The 19,309-nt window shown below is 41.8% G+C and carries 15 protein-coding genes; 2 read left to right on the plus strand and 13 right to left on the minus strand.

The features are described from left to right. The first annotated feature begins 146 nt into the window (after positions 1 to 146). Positions 147 to 1,040, plus strand: coding sequence for a DUF4097 family beta strand repeat-containing protein (locus AC27I2_RS17510; RefSeq protein WP_487205013.1), 894 nt, complete (start codon positions 147 to 149; stop codon positions 1,038 to 1,040). A gap of 106 nt (positions 1,041 to 1,146) precedes the next feature. Here AC27I2_RS17510 and AC27I2_RS17515 read toward each other — a convergent pair whose 3' ends face one another. Genes AC27I2_RS17515 through AC27I2_RS17525 form a run of 3 tightly spaced genes read right to left on the minus strand, consistent with a single transcriptional unit; the run spans position 1,147 to position 5,333 of the window. Then, entirely contained in the window at positions 1,147 to 2,247 is a 1,101-nt protein-coding gene (locus tag AC27I2_RS17515; RefSeq protein ID WP_487205014.1) for a lipocalin-like domain-containing protein, read from the minus strand. 7 nt (positions 2,248 to 2,254) lie between these two features. Further along, positions 2,255 to 4,684, minus strand: coding sequence for an FtsX-like permease family protein (locus AC27I2_RS17520; protein WP_487205015.1), 2,430 nt, complete (start codon positions 4,682 to 4,684; stop codon positions 2,255 to 2,257). Further along, positions 4,677 to 5,333, minus strand: a complete 657-nt coding sequence (locus AC27I2_RS17525; protein WP_487205016.1) for an ABC transporter ATP-binding protein — start codon at positions 5,331 to 5,333, stop codon at positions 4,677 to 4,679. Before AC27I2_RS17525 ends, AC27I2_RS17520 begins: the two co-directional genes overlap by 8 nt. Positions 5,334 to 5,534: 201 nt before the next feature. On the opposite strand from AC27I2_RS17525, the gene AC27I2_RS17530 reads away from it, so the two are divergent. Then, the gene (locus AC27I2_RS17530) at positions 5,535 to 7,424 is read left to right on the plus strand and encodes a monovalent cation:proton antiporter-2 (CPA2) family protein (protein ID WP_487205017.1); all 1,890 of its coding nucleotides are present in this window, start codon (positions 5,535 to 5,537) and stop codon (positions 7,422 to 7,424) included. Between the two features lie 97 nt (positions 7,425 to 7,521). Here AC27I2_RS17530 and AC27I2_RS17535 read toward each other — a convergent pair whose 3' ends face one another. From AC27I2_RS17535 to AC27I2_RS17580, 10 genes are all read right to left on the minus strand, one after another. Next, positions 7,522 to 7,893 carry a hypothetical protein gene (locus AC27I2_RS17535; protein WP_219422882.1) on the minus strand — a complete coding sequence of 124 codons (372 nt, stop codon included), beginning with the start codon at positions 7,891 to 7,893 and terminating at the stop codon, positions 7,522 to 7,524. 14 nt (positions 7,894 to 7,907) lie between these two features. Beyond that, a complete protein-coding gene (locus AC27I2_RS17540) occupies positions 7,908 to 8,429 on the minus strand; it encodes a YcxB family protein (protein ID WP_219422883.1) in 522 nt (173 codons plus the stop codon). Positions 8,430 to 8,492: 63 nt separating this feature from the next. Then, positions 8,493 to 9,233 (minus strand): hypothetical protein, encoded by a 741-nt coding sequence (locus AC27I2_RS17545; RefSeq protein WP_487205018.1) that lies wholly within the window; start codon positions 9,231 to 9,233, stop codon positions 8,493 to 8,495. After that, positions 9,218 to 9,568, minus strand: coding sequence for a hypothetical protein (locus AC27I2_RS17550; RefSeq protein WP_487205019.1), 351 nt, complete (start codon positions 9,566 to 9,568; stop codon positions 9,218 to 9,220). The genes AC27I2_RS17545 and AC27I2_RS17550 overlap by 16 nt, the downstream gene beginning before the upstream one ends. Positions 9,569 to 9,681: 113 nt before the next feature. Continuing rightward, positions 9,682 to 10,116: a hypothetical protein gene (locus tag AC27I2_RS17555; protein ID WP_487205020.1), complete on the minus strand. Its 435-nt coding sequence runs from the start codon at positions 10,114 to 10,116 to the stop codon at positions 9,682 to 9,684. Positions 10,117 to 10,428: 312 nt separating this feature from the next. Further along, the gene (locus AC27I2_RS17560) at positions 10,429 to 11,175 is read right to left on the minus strand and encodes a hypothetical protein (RefSeq protein ID WP_487205021.1); all 747 of its coding nucleotides are present in this window, start codon (positions 11,173 to 11,175) and stop codon (positions 10,429 to 10,431) included. 112 nt (positions 11,176 to 11,287) lie between these two features. Further along, the gene (locus tag AC27I2_RS17565; RefSeq protein WP_487205022.1) at positions 11,288 to 13,078 is read right to left on the minus strand and encodes an alkaline phosphatase; all 1,791 of its coding nucleotides are present in this window, start codon (positions 13,076 to 13,078) and stop codon (positions 11,288 to 11,290) included. 11 nt (positions 13,079 to 13,089) lie between these two features. Continuing rightward, positions 13,090 to 14,673 carry an alkaline phosphatase gene (locus AC27I2_RS17570; protein WP_487205023.1) on the minus strand — a complete coding sequence of 528 codons (1,584 nt, stop codon included), beginning with the start codon at positions 14,671 to 14,673 and terminating at the stop codon, positions 13,090 to 13,092. A gap of 208 nt (positions 14,674 to 14,881) precedes the next feature. Beyond that, positions 14,882 to 17,323, minus strand: coding sequence for a TonB-dependent receptor (locus AC27I2_RS17575; protein WP_487205024.1), 2,442 nt, complete (start codon positions 17,321 to 17,323; stop codon positions 14,882 to 14,884). Between the two features lie 213 nt (positions 17,324 to 17,536). Next, positions 17,537 to 19,276 carry a solute:sodium symporter family transporter gene (locus tag AC27I2_RS17580; RefSeq protein WP_487205025.1) on the minus strand — a complete coding sequence of 580 codons (1,740 nt, stop codon included), beginning with the start codon at positions 19,274 to 19,276 and terminating at the stop codon, positions 17,537 to 17,539. Between the last annotated feature and the right edge of the window lie 33 nt (positions 19,277 to 19,309).

Genomic DNA, 19,309 nt, shown 5'->3' on the forward strand with positions numbered 1-19,309 from the left:
AATAATTAGTAATTTTAACCATTAATTAGTCTTTTAATTTTCAACAAAAAACTAAATTCATTATAAAACAAACACTTAAATTTAGGCCCCATTTTTGCTCTAGTCTTGTTATATTAACTAATAATGTCACATTAAAAGGACTAACCATGAGCTCATCAACTGTATCTACCATTGCTAAACCACTTTCACTAATTAGTGGTATTTTATTATTAAGTGGCTGCGTGTTTCATATTTCGCCAAGCGTTGCGTCGGTAAAACAAACACAACAACTAACACTACCTAGCAATAATCTTGAATACCTAGACGTACTAAGCGGCGCAGGCTCACTTAAAATAACAGGCTCATCAACAGCAACCAGTATTAGTGTTGACGCCACTATTTACACAGCCGACATAGACGATGAATACGAACTCACACTCGATCAAAGTGGCACTAAAGCAAAGCTTGTTGCCCAAAATACAAGTAATAATGGAATTAGCTTTTACAGCGGTCAATCGCCAAGTATTGATTTAGTGGTCACCGTACCTAACAACCTTATGCTAGATATTGATGACGGCTCGGGCGACATCACTATTAACGCCATGAAAAATAATATTGATGTAAAAGATGGCTCTGGCAGCTTATCAATCAATGGCGCTAAAAACCTAAACATAGACGACGGCTCGGGCGATATTTCTCTTCAAAGCATCACTGGTAACCTAGATCTTAACGATGGTTCGGGCAGCATTACTATTAATAACGTGAATGGAAATGCAAATATTGATGATGGATCAGGCGATATGAGTGTAAGCAATGTACGTGGTACATTAACCGTTGAAGACGGCTCGGGCAGCATAACAATACAACATATTAATGGCGCTGTAGACGTTGAAGATAACTCGGGCGACTTAACCATTGAACATGTTGATGCAAGCGTTACCATTGAAGATGGTTCGGGTAGTATTCGCGTTAATCATGCTAAAGGGTTAACAATTACAGAAGCGGGTTCGGGCGATGTAAGTATTGATAATATTAACGGCCCTGTAAAATTCGACCAATAAACGCGAGTATATCAACCTCAGGTTTAAATAACCTGAACTGTGAATAATAAAATGCACTTAGCCTTGGCTTAAGTGCATTTCTTTTTGAAAGCCATTTTATAGCCCGCTAATAACCAACTAACTCTGCATAACCTTTACCTTTAAACCCGCCTTGGGTTTTAATTCGCCCCTCCCAGTAGGGAATGCTCAATTGATTTCGTGAATCGGGGTTACGCGCTTCAATTATAATTGGCTCAAACCCTTTAACCTTGAGCTGCCACTTAACTGGATAGGTTTTACTACTGGGCGTTGTTTGGGCTGTGAGCTCAGATGTTTTTAATACCTGTAAAGTCACGTCGTCATTTGCAATAGCGCGCACAATTCCACTTTGTGTAATGTGCGATGCACTACAGTAATCATAACTTTGTTGACCATTACGAATACAAAATGCCATTAAGCCCCCCTGTTTTTTATCATCAGCCTGAATGCTAAACCAGTCCCAACCATTTTGGGTAGGATCGATTAGCGCCGACGACCACTCTCTGTCTAACCAAGCATCTCCAGTTACTTTAAAAGTTTTACCTGCAAATGTGATGTCGCCTTTAGCGTGTAAAAACGGATAGCTGTAATAGTAAGAGGCATGCCCCTGGTGAGTTTTTTGGCTATAACCTTGCTCGCCATGTTTCACAAGTGGGCTATTGGCCAGCACTAGGTTAGCACTGTAATTTTCCTGCTGCGCCTTTAAGCTAAGCGGTAAAAATGTTGCCTCCTTACTTGCTAGCTGCCAATCATCTAGGCGAGCTTCAAATGGCTGCGCTGTTATATTTACTTGTCCCGATCGACCGTACTTTTCAAACGCCTGGTGCTGTGAATCGGTTTGTATTGCAAAGTGAGCAAAGTAAAGCTGCCCATTCCACCAAGGTGATGGTTCTGTTTGTGTGTTTTGCTCATCAACCGAGAGCCTAAATAAAGTCCATTGCACACCAAAGGTATTGCCATTATCTGCTTTTAAATTAGCAGTTACGTACCACCATTCAATTCCTTGTTGATGATGCGCCCCATGATCGCGTGGAAAGCTCAGCCCTTGGCGTTTATTTACAGGCTCACCAAATTGTTGCGCAAACCCGCTATGCATTGGTTTATTTTGATTTACTTGCTCTACTTCGGGCTGACATGCGCTTAATGCGCCAATAAAAATAAAGGTAACAGCTACTTTGAGTATATTCATGTAAGTCCTATAGCTTGGCAACATTATCGGCAACGGCGCTTCGCGTTAATTTTATTAGCGGTAACGCGCTCACAAATAAAGCTAACATAAACATAAGCACCGTAAAGCCACCTAACTGTAGCCAATTAACGGTCATGGCCATGGTCCAACCAAAGGCAATTGGCATGACGTAGGTTAGTAGTACCCATCCAAGGCTAAGCCCCAGTGGTATAGCTAATAACAAGGTGGTTAAAATAATAAGTGCAGCTTGCAGTACTTTTGCCCCCAATAATTGCTGCTGGGTGACACCCAGCGTTTGCAATACCGCCATGGGCTGTAATTGCCCCCGCCCTAAAGTTAAAAAGCTCACCCACATGCCAAATAATGCAATCAGCATAATGAAAATATTAAGCGCCTGAGTAACATAAAAAGTTTTACCAAATAACTGTTTTGCAAAGCGTTTAAACTGCTGATTAGCAATGACTTGTTGGCTATCTAATTGGTGCTGCTTTTGAATATATTCGGCCATGGCGTCAACGTCAGTATTAGGCTTTAACCAAAGCGATAAACCATACTCAGTGTAGTTTAAGCTGCTACTCAATAATGCTGCTGTAGTGACTACTACATTTAACCCTTGCTCGCCGTAATCAAAATAGGCAGCGCGTACTTGGCACGTTAGTGTATTAATATGCTGTTTTAGGGTTATTACATCACCGACTGTAAGCGAATACTGCAGCAAGGCGGGTTCGTTCACTAAGCAACCCACCACCCCGTTTTTGTTTTTTTCAAATACTGCAGATGTAGGTGCTTTATTGTTTAACAAAGTAAGGTGTTGGTTATTGCTGGCCGTTGCACCAAATGCCATAACATCAACAGCTATCGTATTTTTAGGTGTGTTAAGCTCACTGTTAGCTGACCAATATACGCCTACTTTTTCAACCTCTGGGAGTTCACGCAATTTAGCCCCTAACGCTTGAATGTTTTGATCGGGCCTTACGTATAAATCGGCGCTTAGGCGTTTTTCAAGGTGTGTATCTAAGGTGTCGCTAAAACTGCCAACCATAATTTGCATACCTACGGCGGCCCCCATCGCCATTAAAATAGCGAGCACCGAGCTTAGTAATGCGGGTAATTGCACTAGGCTGTCGGCTTTTAACCACTGAATAATAGGGTTTTGTGTTGGCCATGGCAGTTTAAAAACGGCTTTAACTACCGGTGGCGTAATAACAAAAAAGAGGAGTAGCACACAAACACACAGCAATAAGGCGCTTATTTTGGTATTTGCCGTTAACGCTAAGTAGCTGGCTGCAAAAATAGCTAACGCAAACATTAGCCATTTAATACGCGTTAAAAAAGTACTTAATCGAGCCGATTGACTGGCTAAAAACCCCAACAAAACAACAATATTAAGTGTAAAACCGCTAGCAATCATGCTGCTATCAAGATTTACTACAAAGCTTCTATCTAGCTGGTAAAGCCCTCTAAGAGTCGCCGATACATCCATAACCAAGGCGTTTGCTAGTGCCGCGCCTAATATCGCACCTAACACAGCCGCAAAAAAACTAAGCACCGCTAATTCAATAACCAGCGCCTTAATTAACACTGACCTTTGACAACCCAGCACCCACATTTGCTGCTGCAAGTGAGCGCGCGCATTGTACGCCAGCTTAATTGCATTAAAACTTAAAAACGCACCCACCACATAACCTAACAAAGCCAGCGCTTGTAAATTAAAGAAAAAAGCCTCAGAGAGCGCATCAAAAGCCTGCTCTTGCGCAGCTTCAAGGCGTGCTTGATCGCCTAACAATACCTTTAATTGGGCTGTTTGTTTATTATTTAAGCCACTTACTTCAAAGTAACTAATTACCCCATTTGCGCGCAGTAACTTGTCGGCAAGGCTAATATCCACCAGCATGGTCATGCCTAAACCTTGTAACTCGCTTACCGCTAACGTGCGTGTGGCATCGCCCATGTTTATATTAATACGGCTGTTTTTTAAATTTAGCCGCTGCATTAATTTAGGATCGATATAAACAGTATTTAGTAGCTGTTCAAACCCTGAATAACGATTGTTGGTTGTTGATGCTGAGCCGCTGGTATTTTGTGTAAGCCACTGTAATAAATTGACGCCCCTAAGCGCGAGTTTTTGCTGCGTATCGGTTTCAATTACGCCTTCTAAAACCGGTTGAACCTGCGTAAAGCCAGCTGCTCTAATGCGCGACCACATACTGTTGGGCAACCTGTTTTCGCCTAATACGGGGCGTACAAAATGCGTTACTGGGTTTGCAATTAATGCTGTGGTTTGTTGATAGCGCTTACCGGCCTCTAAATTTAAGCCCTGTATTGCAGTAAGTAGCGCCGCGCCTAAACTAAAACCAATGAAAAACAGTAATAACAGCCCTACATGACGGCGATAAAACTGCATATACGTTATTAAAATAAGTTTAAGTTCAGCCATTAATTTGGCCATCTTTTAAAAACAATTGCGTAGAAAACTGATCGGCCAATCGCTGACTATGAGTGACCATAATAAGTATTATTTGTTGCTCTTCGCACAGGCTTTTTAGTAGCGTAACGATATCGAGTGAGCGAGCGGCATCAAGGTTGCCCGTAGGTTCATCGGCCAATAATAGCTTAGGCTTATTTAATAGCGCACGACCTATGCCTACTCGTTGCTGCTCGCCACCAGAGAGTTGCTCAGGCATTGCTGTAAGCTTGCCTTCTAAACCCAGTTTTTTAGCCATTGTATTTACTTCATCGTCGCTCGGCGATAACCCGTTAAGCCTTGCTTGAAAACACATATTGTCTTTCACATTTAACGGGCTGAGTAATTGGTAATGCTGAAAAATAATCCCTATTTTACGCCGATAAAGCGCAAGTTCACTGGCACTCAATTCACTAATTTTTTGCTCATTAACCGTAATAGTTCCAGCATCTGGAGACAGTAAACCGGCTAATAAATTTAATAATGTTGTTTTACCCGAGCCACTATCACCGAGTAAGGCAATGTGCGCAGCAGGTGAAATAGTTAACGATAAATCATTAATTATTTGTCGTTTCAAGCCACCATCTTGGCGTGTAAAAAACACATTATTTAGCGAAATCATAAAATATAGCTCGTCCTAGTAGCAAAGTTTTTAGTTTTGTTTTAAACGTTACAGTAACAGCAATTCGGTCATTTAAGTGCTTTATTTAAGCACATTGCAATAAATTTTATCATTCAGTTAAAGCAATTTGACTGAGTAACTCATTGTATTTTAAACGTACCTAAGCCATGCTAATTGTCTAAACTTTAATAAGGTAAGCATGTGTTAGAAATAGCGTTAATATACTTAGCTGCGGCTATTGTGGCAGTTCCTATTGCCAAGCGAGTTGGTCTTGGTTCGGTTCTGGGTTACTTAATTGCCGGCATACTCATTGGCCCCTTCGCATTAGGGGTGGTGGGAGATCAAACCGATGTAATGCATTTCGCTGAGTTTGGCGTAGTAATGATGCTATTTTTAGTTGGCCTTGAACTACAACCCTCTCGCTTATGGAAACTTCGCCACTCTATTTTAGGGCTCGGTGGCCTACAAGTAGTGCTAACTGCCGCCGTTATTTTTGCATTTTGTTATTGGGTGTTTACCATGCAGTGGCAAACAGCACTCGCTATTGGCTTAATGCTTGCGTTGTCGTCAACCGCTATTGTGCTGCAAAGCCTTGAGGAAAAAGGCTGGCTAAAGCGCGAAGCCGGCCAAAATGCATTCTCGGTATTATTATTTCAAGACATTGCCATTATTCCAATTTTGGCGATGTTGCCATTACTCGCCTTTGCCCCACCAAGTAGCTCTAAAGAAATAAGCCATTCTATCATTGCCAACTGGCCTGTGTGGCAACAAGTTGCTGTATCGATAGGTGTGATTGCTGCCATTATTGCCGGTGGTAAATACGTATCGGCCCCGTTATTTAGGTACATAGCTAAAACCCACATGCGTGAAATATTCACTATTTTTGCACTGTTTTTAGTGGTGGCTATTGCCCTTGTTATGCAAAGTATTGGGCTTTCACCTGCATTAGGTACATTTTTAGCGGGTGTAGTCCTTGCCGAAAGTGAATTTAGACACGAGCTCGAAGCCGATATAGAACCTTTTAAAGGGCTACTTTTGGGGTTGTTTTTTATAACCGTGGGCGCCTCTATCAACTTTGAGTTATTGGCTAATGAGTTTTCAACTGTTATCGCACTTGTTGCGTTACTTATTGTAGTAAAAGCCTGTATTTTATATGCCCTTGCCATCACCTTTAATATTAGTAAAAAACAGCGATTACTGTTTGCATTAGCCCTTGCACAAGGCGGCGAATTTGCTTTTGTATTGTTAAGCGTAACCACAACACTGGCTATTTTAACGCCAGCACAAACAGGGTTAGTGACCCTTGTTGTTGCTGTATCAATGTTAGTGGCTCCGCTATTGTTAATGGTGTACGAACAACTCGAAAAGCGCAGCCATACCAGTGCGCCAGAGTTCGACAAGCCAGAGCAAATTAGCACAGCTAAGCACGTTATTATTGCGGGCTACGGACGTTTTGGACAAATTATGGGGCGTTTATTACATGCACAAGGCTACGAAATTACCGTACTCGATCACAGTCCTAGCCAAATAGAATTACTACGCCGCTTTGGTAATACCGTATTTTATGGTGACGCCGCCCGCCAAGAACTCCTTGAAGCCGCAGGCGCGCACACCGCACAAATGCTGGTTGTTGCCATTGATGATCCAGATAAAACCATTGAAATAATTGAGCTTGCCCACAAAAACTACCCACAATTAAAAATTGTTGCCCGCGCAATAGACCGTCGCCACGCATACAAATTACTTAATTTAAAAGTAGATGCGTTTAACCGCGAAACCGTCGACTCAGCTATTAACTTAGCCGTAGAAGCACTCGAGCTACTAGGAAACAACAAGCAAGACGCCGAGCGCGCCGGTAAGCTGTTTAGAGAACACGACCGCGCTGCGGTTGTACAACTTGCTGAACTGTGGGGCGACGATGCAAGCTACGGGGTAGCCGTGCGCCAACGTATGGAAGATTTAAAACAGGTATTACAACAAGACAGGCAAGCACAAAGCGATTTAAATACCTGTGAACACGGCGACTGTGAAGACGGCCTTACAGAGCTCGCCGATAGGCCTAAGAAGCCTGATGATACTCATTTAGAGTAGTGTCTAAAAATTGATATGTGCTATTAGCATGAGTTAATAGCACTTTTAATAAATACCGTACTCAAATAAGCTACCTAAAAACATAGCCTTACTTTAGCTAATGTTCAAAACGCTTATATATTCCTAGCCAATCTGAGTGTTCAGGATATTTAATCTTATAAGCATTTATTTCAGCCTTAGAGGCGTATTGAAAATAGGTAGAGACATAGTCACTTATGTAGCTTTCGCCTTCCCCCATTCTCCAAAAAATTTCGCTTGGGTGGTAATCTGGAAACTTAATCCAAGGCGGTATTGGTGGGTTGTGCTTTAACTCATTCTCATAGCGCTCTTTTAGCATTTTCTCCCAAGCAGCTCTATGCTCAAGATACTTATCTCGTTGTTCATCGGTAGTGTTAGCTTGTTTTTCACTTCCTATTGATGAAATAGGTATAAGCATTAAAATAAGCGCTAAAGCTTTGTAAGTACTCATAAAGTAACGCATGACTAGATATGGGCTTTAATTAAAGCTTTTAGTTCTTCTTTTTCGGCTTCGCTTGTAAAAGCACTCGCGGGGATTATTAAAGCCAATAGCTTGTCTACAAATATATATAAGTCGCCTTTATTTTCTTCTATCGCTTCAACGGCTTGCCATTTATAAAAGTAACGTCCTAGATGATTAGTTTCGCAAATACCATCAGCCTGAAACTCAATTGTTTTATTGCCAATCATTACACCATTTTCATTGGGGATTGATTGCTTTTTTATCTTATGATTATTGTATAAAAATACAATAATCAATATTAAAAATGGCACTGCTACAATTAATCCACTTGGCCAATGAAAGTCAGAAAGGCGAATAGACTCAACCTGAAAAAAAGTCATAAAAACAACGGTTAGCACACACCATGCAATCACATTTTTTATAAACCCTAAACTTTTATTATCTTTAGGCGCACACAACTTTTTTATTATAAAATCAGCATAGTCGGTATAATTCTTTTTAGTAACAGTAAAAGATTTGAGCATTGTCATGTCCATATAGAACGCCTTTAGCGCATAATTAGGTTGTGTGTTTAAGTTAATTACTAACTACAAGCGTGTATCAAGCTTAACTAACTCACCTGATAGTACATCAAAAATATAATAAAGTGTTTCACTCTCCGCCTTGGTATAAATTAAGGCCGTATTATTACTAATCAACTGATAGCCCTCAATATTATCCATAATGGATTTTAAGCCTGAGCCATCGTATTCAGAAACGAATAGCTCTTTTTTATCTTCACTATTTAAAAAGCCATCTTTGTTTGTATCGTTTTGTACAACTGAGTAAATATTTTTACTTAAAACGCTTTGGTAACTGGTTTCTTTTAATTGAACCGGAGAAAAGCCTACGATCAATCCGTTATTCTTGAATAACACTTTATTTTTCTGGCCAGTTTTAGTAAACATTAAATTTACTGCATTACGACTCAAGCTCAGTGCTGAGGTAACAATAATCTCAGCATTAGCCCTGTAAGGCTTTTGATTTATTATTTTGTCAGATGTGATTTCTAAAATGTGAACATCTTTGATTTGACCAATATAATTTTTTTGTAACTTTGGTTCTTCATCAAAGGCTGCGCTATGTTCTATCACCTGAACCTTAGGCGCAGAATAGCCACTTTTAAAAAGATCACTAATAAGGCTCTTACCAATAGCAAAAATTACAACTATCGCGGCAATGAATAGTAATACCTGGTTAGATTTCTCAATAAAATTCATAATACGAATTCTCAACGCAACCCCCTTATAGGCAAATGTTTCAACTTTGGTAATTAGTTTTTTACCCATGTAATATTGGTTTTTTTAATACCTAAACCTTGCTTGAACCTCTCAGGAAACTCTAATGAGGGCTTACCAGCCCATCCTCTCTCAAGGTATAAATTGTAGCCGTCATCATTTTTTTCATATTCAACAGCGGACAACCAAATACCATCCCAATCACCTAAAAAATCCAGTTCGGCTAAAGTGTTTGGATATACGCCATTGCGGGTTTTATGTAGTTCAATGAGAGAAATAGCAGATACAAAGTTTTGCGTACCAAACCTTTCATCGGCTCCAGGTACTTCAAAATCACAACCAGATAGTAATAAAACAAATAAAAGACTAAACATATACTTTGCCATTAAAAATAACTCCTAACCTTGTTCAAACATTGCGAACAATTAAAGCGCCGTAAAAACTCAACCAAGCTACTTCAAACTTTCTGAGCGACGTTGTAAAAAAAGAACAATAATTTTTATTTTAACGGCGGTGGTATTGCTATGATCGCTTCTGGCCGATTTGCTCTGAGCAACTCTTTTAAATTTAACTGTATTCTTTCACCACACATCACTATTCCTTTTTTGTCTTGTGTTGTTGAGTAACCGAGTACTATATTTAGTAAATCTAATTCTTCAGGATTAACTTGAAAAAAAACGCTGTAATAACCTTCATAACTATTAGCTTCAGTAAAGTTTAAGTCTGCTAAAAAAGTATCTTTTATCACTAGAGTGAATGACGTTAAATAATAACTCTTAAATATTTCAGGTACATATACATCATAGCCTGCAACGTTACCTACGCTATAGTCTTCATTTATTTTTGCAAAAGATGCGAGTTGACCTAGTTCATCATCGCCGCAGGCGAATAATGAGTTAGACCAGAAAAAACATATAACTAAAAGTGCTCGCATTTAAGTCCAATATAACAGTTTTGTTGAGAGGCATTTATGTAACGTCCCTATTGCGTAGACTTATATTAATATCAAATAGCGTAAGTTATTGCCAACTAAAAATATTTGGCTGTAAGTAGCTACTTATTTATAAGAAGAGACTGTTATTCGAGGTATTATTTTGCGGAAGTATTTTAAAATCATTTTATTTTACAGGGCGGTTAGTCGCCCACTATAGCTTGCTGATTTAAAGTAAATTAAATTTAATCTAAATACAGCAAGCTCGTTTTACGGCATATGACGAAGCCTATGTCGCTAAAGTCCAGCTAAAACCTAATGGTGGTGCCCACCTTGAATCGCTTCACCTTGCTGGTTATAAAACCCTGTTGCGCCGTGTTCTATAAAACCTAGGTTGATCATTTTTGCTAAAAACGGGTCGTTTTCGTTATCGCCAATGTCGGCGTAGTCAGTAGTTTGAAAGCGGTCCCACTGAGCAAATTGCGAAGTAACTTGCTGCTTGTTGTAGCTGACCTTATTTAAGCTTAATAACGTCATTGTTTGGTTTTTTGTGTTGTTTACAGTAAATGATTTAACAAGCTGAGTTTGGCTATAAAAAGCAAGCCCATAGATATTTTCACCCTCTTGGTAGGTGTAGTTTTTTACTTCATCACAGCCTGTGCCTTGCGTTTTTTTAAGAGTCATTTTTTCAATTAAGTGGTTATCCACCAGCTGGTTTTTAGCACTCCAATTTTGTACGCCACGTACCTCTGATGGCTGATACTCAATTCCGCGTTGTTGGGCATTAAAATAACGTATTGGGCGAATTTGTTTATTGGCTAAATGCTGCCACAGTTCAGTGGTTACATCGCTCTGATGTGCTACTTGCTGGTTATTGCGCCAAAGTGTAAGCAACTGGCTACTTTTCTTGTTTTTGTGGGTATTAGTAATTGTGTAGTCTGCTTTTAAATACTGGCTATTTAGGTTGCACTGTGTGGCAAGTGCGCTGGTGCTTGTAAGTGTTGTAAGTGTTGTAAGTGTTGTAAGCAACATGGTTGCGAATAGTGATAATGCTGTTTTCATGAAGTTCTCTGTATTTAACGTCACTGTTATTGCCATAACATACCCACTAACAGTGGCATTTTTATGACACAAAAAAGCCCGCAAAATAATACGGGCTTTTAATGGGCTCTACTTACTGAGCCACTGTTTCGTCAGCTGTTTTAACTAAATCAGCCGCAAAGTCCATTACATGGAATAAAAAGCTTTGCTCGTTTGTGCCTGTTACTAAATGTGCACCTGGGCCCATTGCGTATACACCTACATCTTCACCTGCGTGAGTTTCTGAACTAAGTGGTACTAATGACTCTTGGTGAAAGCCCGGAGTGGTTGTATCAACATTTGTTAAATCAACACGTCCTGTAACCGGCGCAGCTAAGTATGAGGCGTCGGCATTGGTTTCATCACCTAAGTCTCTGTAGCCTAAACCATTAGTGTAACCTACCGTGGTGTAGGGCATGTCGTCGGCTGCAAGACTTGGCTCGGTTTGACCTACTGCAACTACTTTACCTAGTATTGGGTTACCACGTTTTGGGTAGCCTGCAATGGTAAATACATGGCTGTGATCAGCAGTCACCACAATTAAGGTTTCTTCTGGGTTAGTGTTGTCCATTGCGGCCTTAACGGCTTTAGCAAATTCAATAGTATCGTTAAGCGCGTTGTATGCATTGCCTGCGTGGTGCGCGTGGTCAATACGTCCTGCTTCTACCGATAAGAAAAAGCCCTTATCGTTGTTATTAAGCACGTTAATTGCTTTTTCGGTCATTTGCGAAAGCGACGGTTCGCCCGCGACATCGTTTGCTCGATCGGCTTCGTATTGCATGTGGGATTCGTTAAATAAACCAAATACCTTGGTAGCATCGTCGCTAATAGCATCAAACCCTGCTTGGTCCATTACGTAGTTGCCGCTTGGGTAAGCAGCTTGCCACTCGGTGACTAGGTTACGACCATCGGTACGATCCCCTTCAACCGCGCTGATTGCATCGCTTGAATTAGCCGCGGCATCTTTTGGTAAAAAGTGACGACGACCGCCGCCCATTACTACGTCTATGCCATCTACATCAATACCTGCAAAACGTGCCTCTAGGTTCGCTTCAAAGTTAACAAGTTGCGATGCAATGTCTTCACAAGCATCTGAACCTGCTGGCATATCTGAGTTATCTTCCCAGTTACGATCAGCCGATTTAGCATACGTTGCCGCAGGGGTTGCGTGAGTAATACGTGCCGTTGAAATAAGGCCGGTTGCTTTACCTGCTATTTCAGCAAGCTCAAGCGAGGTGACCAGTTCGTTACCTGCAACGGTTGAACAAATACCGCGCTCAATGTCTTCGTCTACACCAATGACGCCTACATCGGTTTTAACACCTGACACCATAGCCGTCATTGTGCCTGCTGAATCAGGTGTTTGTGCATCTACGTTGTACGTTTTAACAAAGCCTGAGTAAGGCATGGTTTCAAAGCTAAGTTGGTAGTCTTCACCCATGCCGCCTTCAAGCTGGCCTGCTAAAATTCGTGCAGCAGTAACGGTAGAAATGCCCATGCCGTCGCCGACAAATAAAATTACGTTTTTAGCTTTGCCCGACTCAGTAACCACCTCGGTATTAGCTTGCTGTGTTGCTGATAACTTAGTTTGCGCGTCGCTATACCATGCGTTACCTGTAAGATTAGCTAATTGCTCTGTAGTTAGCGACGTTGCCGGCGCATTACACACTAGGTTAGATGAATTAACTTCGTCGCTATCAAGCACGCCATTTTCGTTTGTATCTACGCCCACTTGGGTTTCTACACCGCCATTAATACATTGCGTTGAGCCCACGGCTATGGCGTTGTCTACTGCGATAATGTTGTTATCACTTTTATCATCATCACTTGAACAACCCGCTAGCGCGACCATTACTGCTAAAGAAAGTACTGTTAATTTTTTCATGTTCGCCGCCATTATTGCTGAGTTAATTCAAGAGCTTGGTTAATTAGATGAAATACAACGTTTTGCTCAATTACACCTTGAGCAAGTTGCGCACCTGGGCCTTTAGCGTGCAGTGAAATATCTTCACCAGCATGTGTTTCAGAGCCAAGAGGTACAGTGGTTTCTTGGTGAAAACCAGGGGTTGTTGTGTCAACGCCGTTTAGCTCAACACGCCCTGCGACTGGGCCGCTTAAGTACGCTGCATCAGCGTTTGTTTCATCACCTAGGTCTCTAAAACCCAGTCCGTTTGCATAACCTACTGTAGTGTATGGCATGTCATCGGCAGCAAGGCTTGGCGCTGTTTGGCCTACAGCAACTACTTGACCTAAAATTGGGTTACCGCGTTTAGGGTAACCTGCAATAGTAAATACATGGCTGTGATCGGCAGTCACTAAAATAAGGGTTTCTTCTGGGTTGGTATTATCGATTGCCGCTTGCACTGCATTGGCAAATTCAATGGTGTCGTTAAGTGCGTTGTAAGCGTTACCCGCGTGATGTGCGTGGTCAATTCGGCCCGACTCAACCGTTAAGAAAAAGCCATTATCGTTTTTACCCAGTACATCAATCGCTTTTGTGGTCATTTCGGTAAGTGACGGCTCGCCTGCCACGTCGTTTGCGCGGTCAGCTTCGTACTGCATGTGCGATTCGTTAAATAAACCAAATACTTTAGTGGCGTCATCAGCAATGGCATCAAACCCTGCTTGGTCCATCACATACGTTGCATCGGGGTATTGTGCTTGCCACTCGGTAACTAGGTTACGCTCATCGGTGCGGTCGCCTTCAACAGCACTTACTGCGTCACTTGAATTAGCCGCAGCATCTTTTGGTAAAAAGTGACGACGACCGCCGCCCATTACAAAATCTAGGCCGTCTACGTCGGTGCCTAAAAAGCGCGCTTCTAGATTTTTTTCAAAATTAACTAGCTGTGAGGCAATATCTTCACAGCCTTCTGAGCCCTCTGGCATATCTGAAATATCTTCCCAGTTGCGGTCTGCCGATTTAGCATACGTTGCCGCTGGCGTTGCATGGGTAATACGCGCAGTAGAAATAACACCTGTTGCTAGGCCTTTAATTTCAGCCAGTTCTGTTGCCGTTAAAAGCTCGTTCCCTGCAACCGTTGAACACACACCACGTTCAATATCTTCGTCTACACCGATTACACCTACATCGGTTTTAACACCTGAGATCATTGCGGTCATTGTGCCGGCAGAATCGGGGGTTTGCGCATCTACGTTGTAGGTTTTAACTTGCGCAGAGTATGGAAATTCTTCAAAGCTTAAATAGCCTTCTTCACCTGGGTTACCTGCTCGTTGGCCTTTTAAAATACGTGCTGCCGTTAGGGTAGAAATACCCATGCCGTCACCCACAAATAAAATCACGTTTTTTGCTTTTGTAACTTGTGCACTTTGTGCCTGAGTATTTTTAGTAGCTAACGTAGTTTGTGCGTTTGTATACCAGTTATTATCTGTTTGGCTTTGTGGTAACACATTGGCATGGCTAGCGGCGCTTAACATAAATGTTAGCCCAACCGCCGCAGCGACTTTTTTAATTTTCATCCTTTATTATTCCCATTATGTAGTGGTTATTTTTGCTTGAAGCTAAAACCTCAAATAAGTAACCGCTGCACTATAGAAAATACATATGACTAATAAAGGACGTTTTAATGAAGAAAAAGTGACCAAAGATTGACAAAAATAAGACACAAAAAAGCGCAGCGGTTTAACGCTGCGCTTGTTGTTATACAAGGGAAAATATTTTTAATTATTAAAAGCGCGCCTTAAACGACACCCCAAAGTAGCGCTCTGCATCACGCGGGATTTGGTAACGGAAGTTATCGCCACTGTAGGTTGTTGCATAGCTTTCGTCAGTTAGGTTTTTAGCAATAAGCGATACTCTGAAGGCATCGTCTTTAAACGATAAGCCTACGCTTGCATTTAAAATACCGTAATCGGGTAGTAAGGCTGCTGGGTTAAACTCGCCTACATTGTTAGGTAGGTCAGAATATTGCTCGTCGGTGTATATGTACGAGCTATTTATGTGCACGTTAAAGCCATGTTCGGTTTCAATAAAGTAATCGGCGCTTAATGAGTACTTTAAGTCTGGCGAAAATGGAACATCTAGCCCTGAGCGATCGGTACACGATCCTGCGGCCACTTCTGGCGGACAATTAAACTCGTCAATTTCGGCTTTAATATAAGCAATACCACCGGTTAGCGTTAGCGCATCGGTTGCTGCCCACATAAAGTCAACTTCTGCACCTTGTGTGCTTACGTCGCCTGCATTTGTTAAACGAGTAATACAGGTGCCGTCTGAACAATCAAAGTTGTTTGCTTGGAAGCCTTCAATCTCAGTTTTAAAAACTGCAAAGTTAAACACAAAGTCGCTGCTTGCGTATTTGTAGCCAAGTTCAAACGCGTCAGACTCTTCAGGCGCTATTTCGCGGCCGTCGTTGTCAGGATTAAAGTTGTAGTAAATATTGAAACCAGGCCCTTTGTAACCTTGTGAATATGTACCGTATACCATTTGGCCATCGCCTAAATCGTATTGCATACCTAAACGGCCTGATACGTTTGTTTCTTCTGCTTTACCTTGCTCGTCGGTGTTTAGTGTGGCTGGGCGCACACCTACACCACGACGACCATATACATCGTTGCTGACACGGCGATGCGTGTACGATACTTCGTCGTCGGTATAACGCAGGCCAAATAGCATGGTTAAATCGTCAGATAACGCATAAGTACCGTCGGCAAAGGCTGCCCAGTTGTTAAACTCAGTGCTCATGTATGCTGTAGCCGACACAATATCGTTGGCATTACAGCTAACACCTAAGCCTTGTGCGTAGCCATCTAAGTCGGCAAGTGCTGCGTCTAGCTCTGCACCCGATAAGTTATTTTGCGCGTAAAACGCCATGGCGCTATCTAACTGACCAGCGTTATTTTGACAGCTGGCATCGCGGGTAAAGTTTCGTTGTGAGTCCATGTTCCAATAAAATAAACCGGCCACGTAGTTAAATGGCCCACTTAGGTTAGACGTTACACGAAACTCTTGAGAAAACTGATCCCATTGCTGCTCGCCAATATCATGCAATTGAAAGGGTGCACCAAATACGGGTTGATTGCTGTCGCCAGCAATAGAGGTAAAGTCGCCTTCACGAAACTCCGTGTTATCCCACGAACGCTGTGCAGTGATTGACGTATATGTGTGATCGCCAATTGTTTTATCAACCTGTACTGAAAACGCGCTGTGTTTATCTAAAGTGCGCGACTCATAATCGTGGTCAACTTTACGTTGATCTAGGTCTATGTCGGCAACGCCATCAACAATGCCGTTACTATTTGGTACGGCTTGTGAATCTGGGTTACGACCACTCGGTAGGCCTTCTAAATCGGCACAACAGTCGTCATCGGCGTTGTAGTATTCTGCAATAAATTTAACGTTTAGATCGTCGGTTGGCTCGTACTTAAATACAGCTCGTGCACCTTCGCGGTCGTAGCCGTTTACTTTTTCGTTGTTGTATACGTTATCTATGTAGCCATCAAACTTACCTTTAAATACGGTTAAGCTTGCTGCTAAGTCGTCGCTTAGGCCGCCACTTACAACGCCTTTAAAGCGGTATTCGTTATCTTGATAAAACGAGGTTTCTATACTGCCGGTAGTGTCGTAAGACGGATCTTTTGTTGTAATGTTTACCACACCCGCAGAGGCATTTTTACCAAATAATGTGCCTTGTGGGCCGCGTAATACCTCAATACGGTCTACATCGTATAAGTCTGCAAAGGCTTGACCAGAGCGACCAAGTACCACGCCATCAACAACCGTTGCTACACTTGGCTCAGCTGCAATACTAAATGAAATAGTACCAATACCACGCACGGTGAGCGCCGAGTTACGGGTTGTGGTGCCTTTTCTAAAGCTCACAGACGGCACAAGCGATTGCAAACCTTCCATATTATTAGCAAACGCTGAATTAATTTGATCGCTATTTAGCACCGATACGGCAACCGGCACTTCGTTTAAGCTTTGCGTACGCTTTTGCGATGTCACCACTATTTTTTCAAATGAATCGTTTTTATTATTTTGCTGCTCTTGTTCCGCTTGCGTTTGGTTTGCCTGCTCTTGCGCTGCATTAACTTGTGCGCTAACGGCTAAACCAGTTGTCATTGCTAACGAGACAGCCAAGCTTAAGATAGACTTTTTAGCTCTCATGTCATTCTCCATATTGTGCGTGTGTGCTGTGTGGTACCGCGCTAGCAATTGTGTGGTTTGCTAAATTACGGTGACAGTGTGTGTTAAGTATTTTCCTTACCAGCTCTTATATCTTATATAAGAGCTACAAATTTAAACAATCAATCTTCGTAATGCAAACATTATGTGAATAAAATGTGATTTAAAATCACATATAGTGGTTATAACCTGTATTTATGCAGCTTTTACAACGCCTATTTGAGTCAAGCTGTTTTCGTAACGCACATGCCAACGACGTACGCTCCACCAGCTAAATAGTGCAGCAAAAGTCCAAACGGCAATAAGACTGGGCACAAAGTAAACACTGGTACCGCCAACAAGGCCTAAAGGAGAAAACACAATATATAAGCTGACTATTAAGCTAACCAACATAATGGCGCACGGCAGTGCGTATTTCCATGGATTTAAGTTAACTTCAGCTTTGCGGGTAAATTGCCATGGTTTTGCAAGTGGTTTGTAGTAGCCAATACCCAACATAATCGCGAGTTCTATAAAGAATAAAATGGCGTAAATGTGGATAAAGTTAATATCAACATCCCACACAAATTTAAGGAGTGCATAGGCAATAACATGAAAAATAATCGCCACTTTTGCGCCCAATGCAGGCACTTTGCGGGTAAACAAACCCACTAATACAATTGTGATGACCGGAATGTTATAAAAACCGGTAAATACACGAATAATGTGCCATAAACCTTCTGGCGCAAACATCAGCAGTGGCGCAGTAATAAACGACAATATAGCAATTACAATACTGGTAATTTTGGCCACTTTAATGAGCTTTTCATCGCTTACTTTGTCTTTTTTCATGGGTTTGTAAACATCTAAACAAAACAATGTGGCTGCACTATTTAGCAGTGAATTAAACGAGCTAAATACAGCCCCTAATAATACGGCTAAAAAGAACCCAGATAAGTACTGAGGCAATACATCTTTCACTAGGTGTGGGTAGGCTAAATCAATGGTTTGTAGGCTTTCGTGCTTATAAAGGTGGTACGCAATAACCCCTGGGATCATCATCATAAACGGTACTAGCACTTTAAAGTACCCTGAAAACAACACGCCTTTTTGGCCTTCAACTAAATTTTTAGCGCCCAATGTTCGCTGGATCACGTACTGATTGGTGCCCCAATAAAATAAATTAGCGAGGATCATACCGGTAAAAATGGTGCCAAATGGCACGGGATCTTCACTGCTACCAATAGCGTTGAGTTTTTCGGTATCGGTGTTTACAAGTGTGCTTAGGCCATCGGCAAAGCTGCCGTCACCTAGGGCAATAAGCCCAAGTGTTGGCACTAAAATACCAATAATAAGTAACCCAACACCGTTAATGGTGTCAGATACGGCAACCGCCTTTAAACCACCAAATACCGCGTAAATAGCGCCAACGGAGCCAACAATAATAATGGTAACAATAAGGCTTGCTTGGTAGCTCATATTTAATAAGGTAGGTACATCAAACAGCCTAAGCACGGCGATTGATCCTGAGTACAAAACCGAAGGGATAGTAATAAAACAGTACCCTACCATGAATAAAATCACCGTCATGCGGCGTACGGTATCGTCAAAACGATCCCTTAAAAATTCAGGTAAGGTAGAAAACGCACCGGCTAAATAGCGCGGCAAAAAGATCAGCGCCATAATAATGGTAGAAATACCTGCGGTTACTTCCCATGCCATTGAACTGAGATTGTAACCATACGCTGAGCCATTAAGGCCAATAAGTTGCTCGGCCGATAAGTTAGTGAGGATCATTGACCCTGCTATAAACGTACCTGTTAAACCACGCCCCGCTAAAAAATAGCCGTCTTGGGTGTTAACTTCCCCTTTGGTTTTTTGGTACGAGATATATCCTACTAGCGCCATAAACGCCAAGCACGATAGCAGTGTCATGGTAATGTTCATACCTTCCATCTTGCGCCCCTTTTAGCTTACTTTACTCGGTAA

The organism is Pseudoalteromonas sp. NH0006-46, assembly GCF_057547735.1.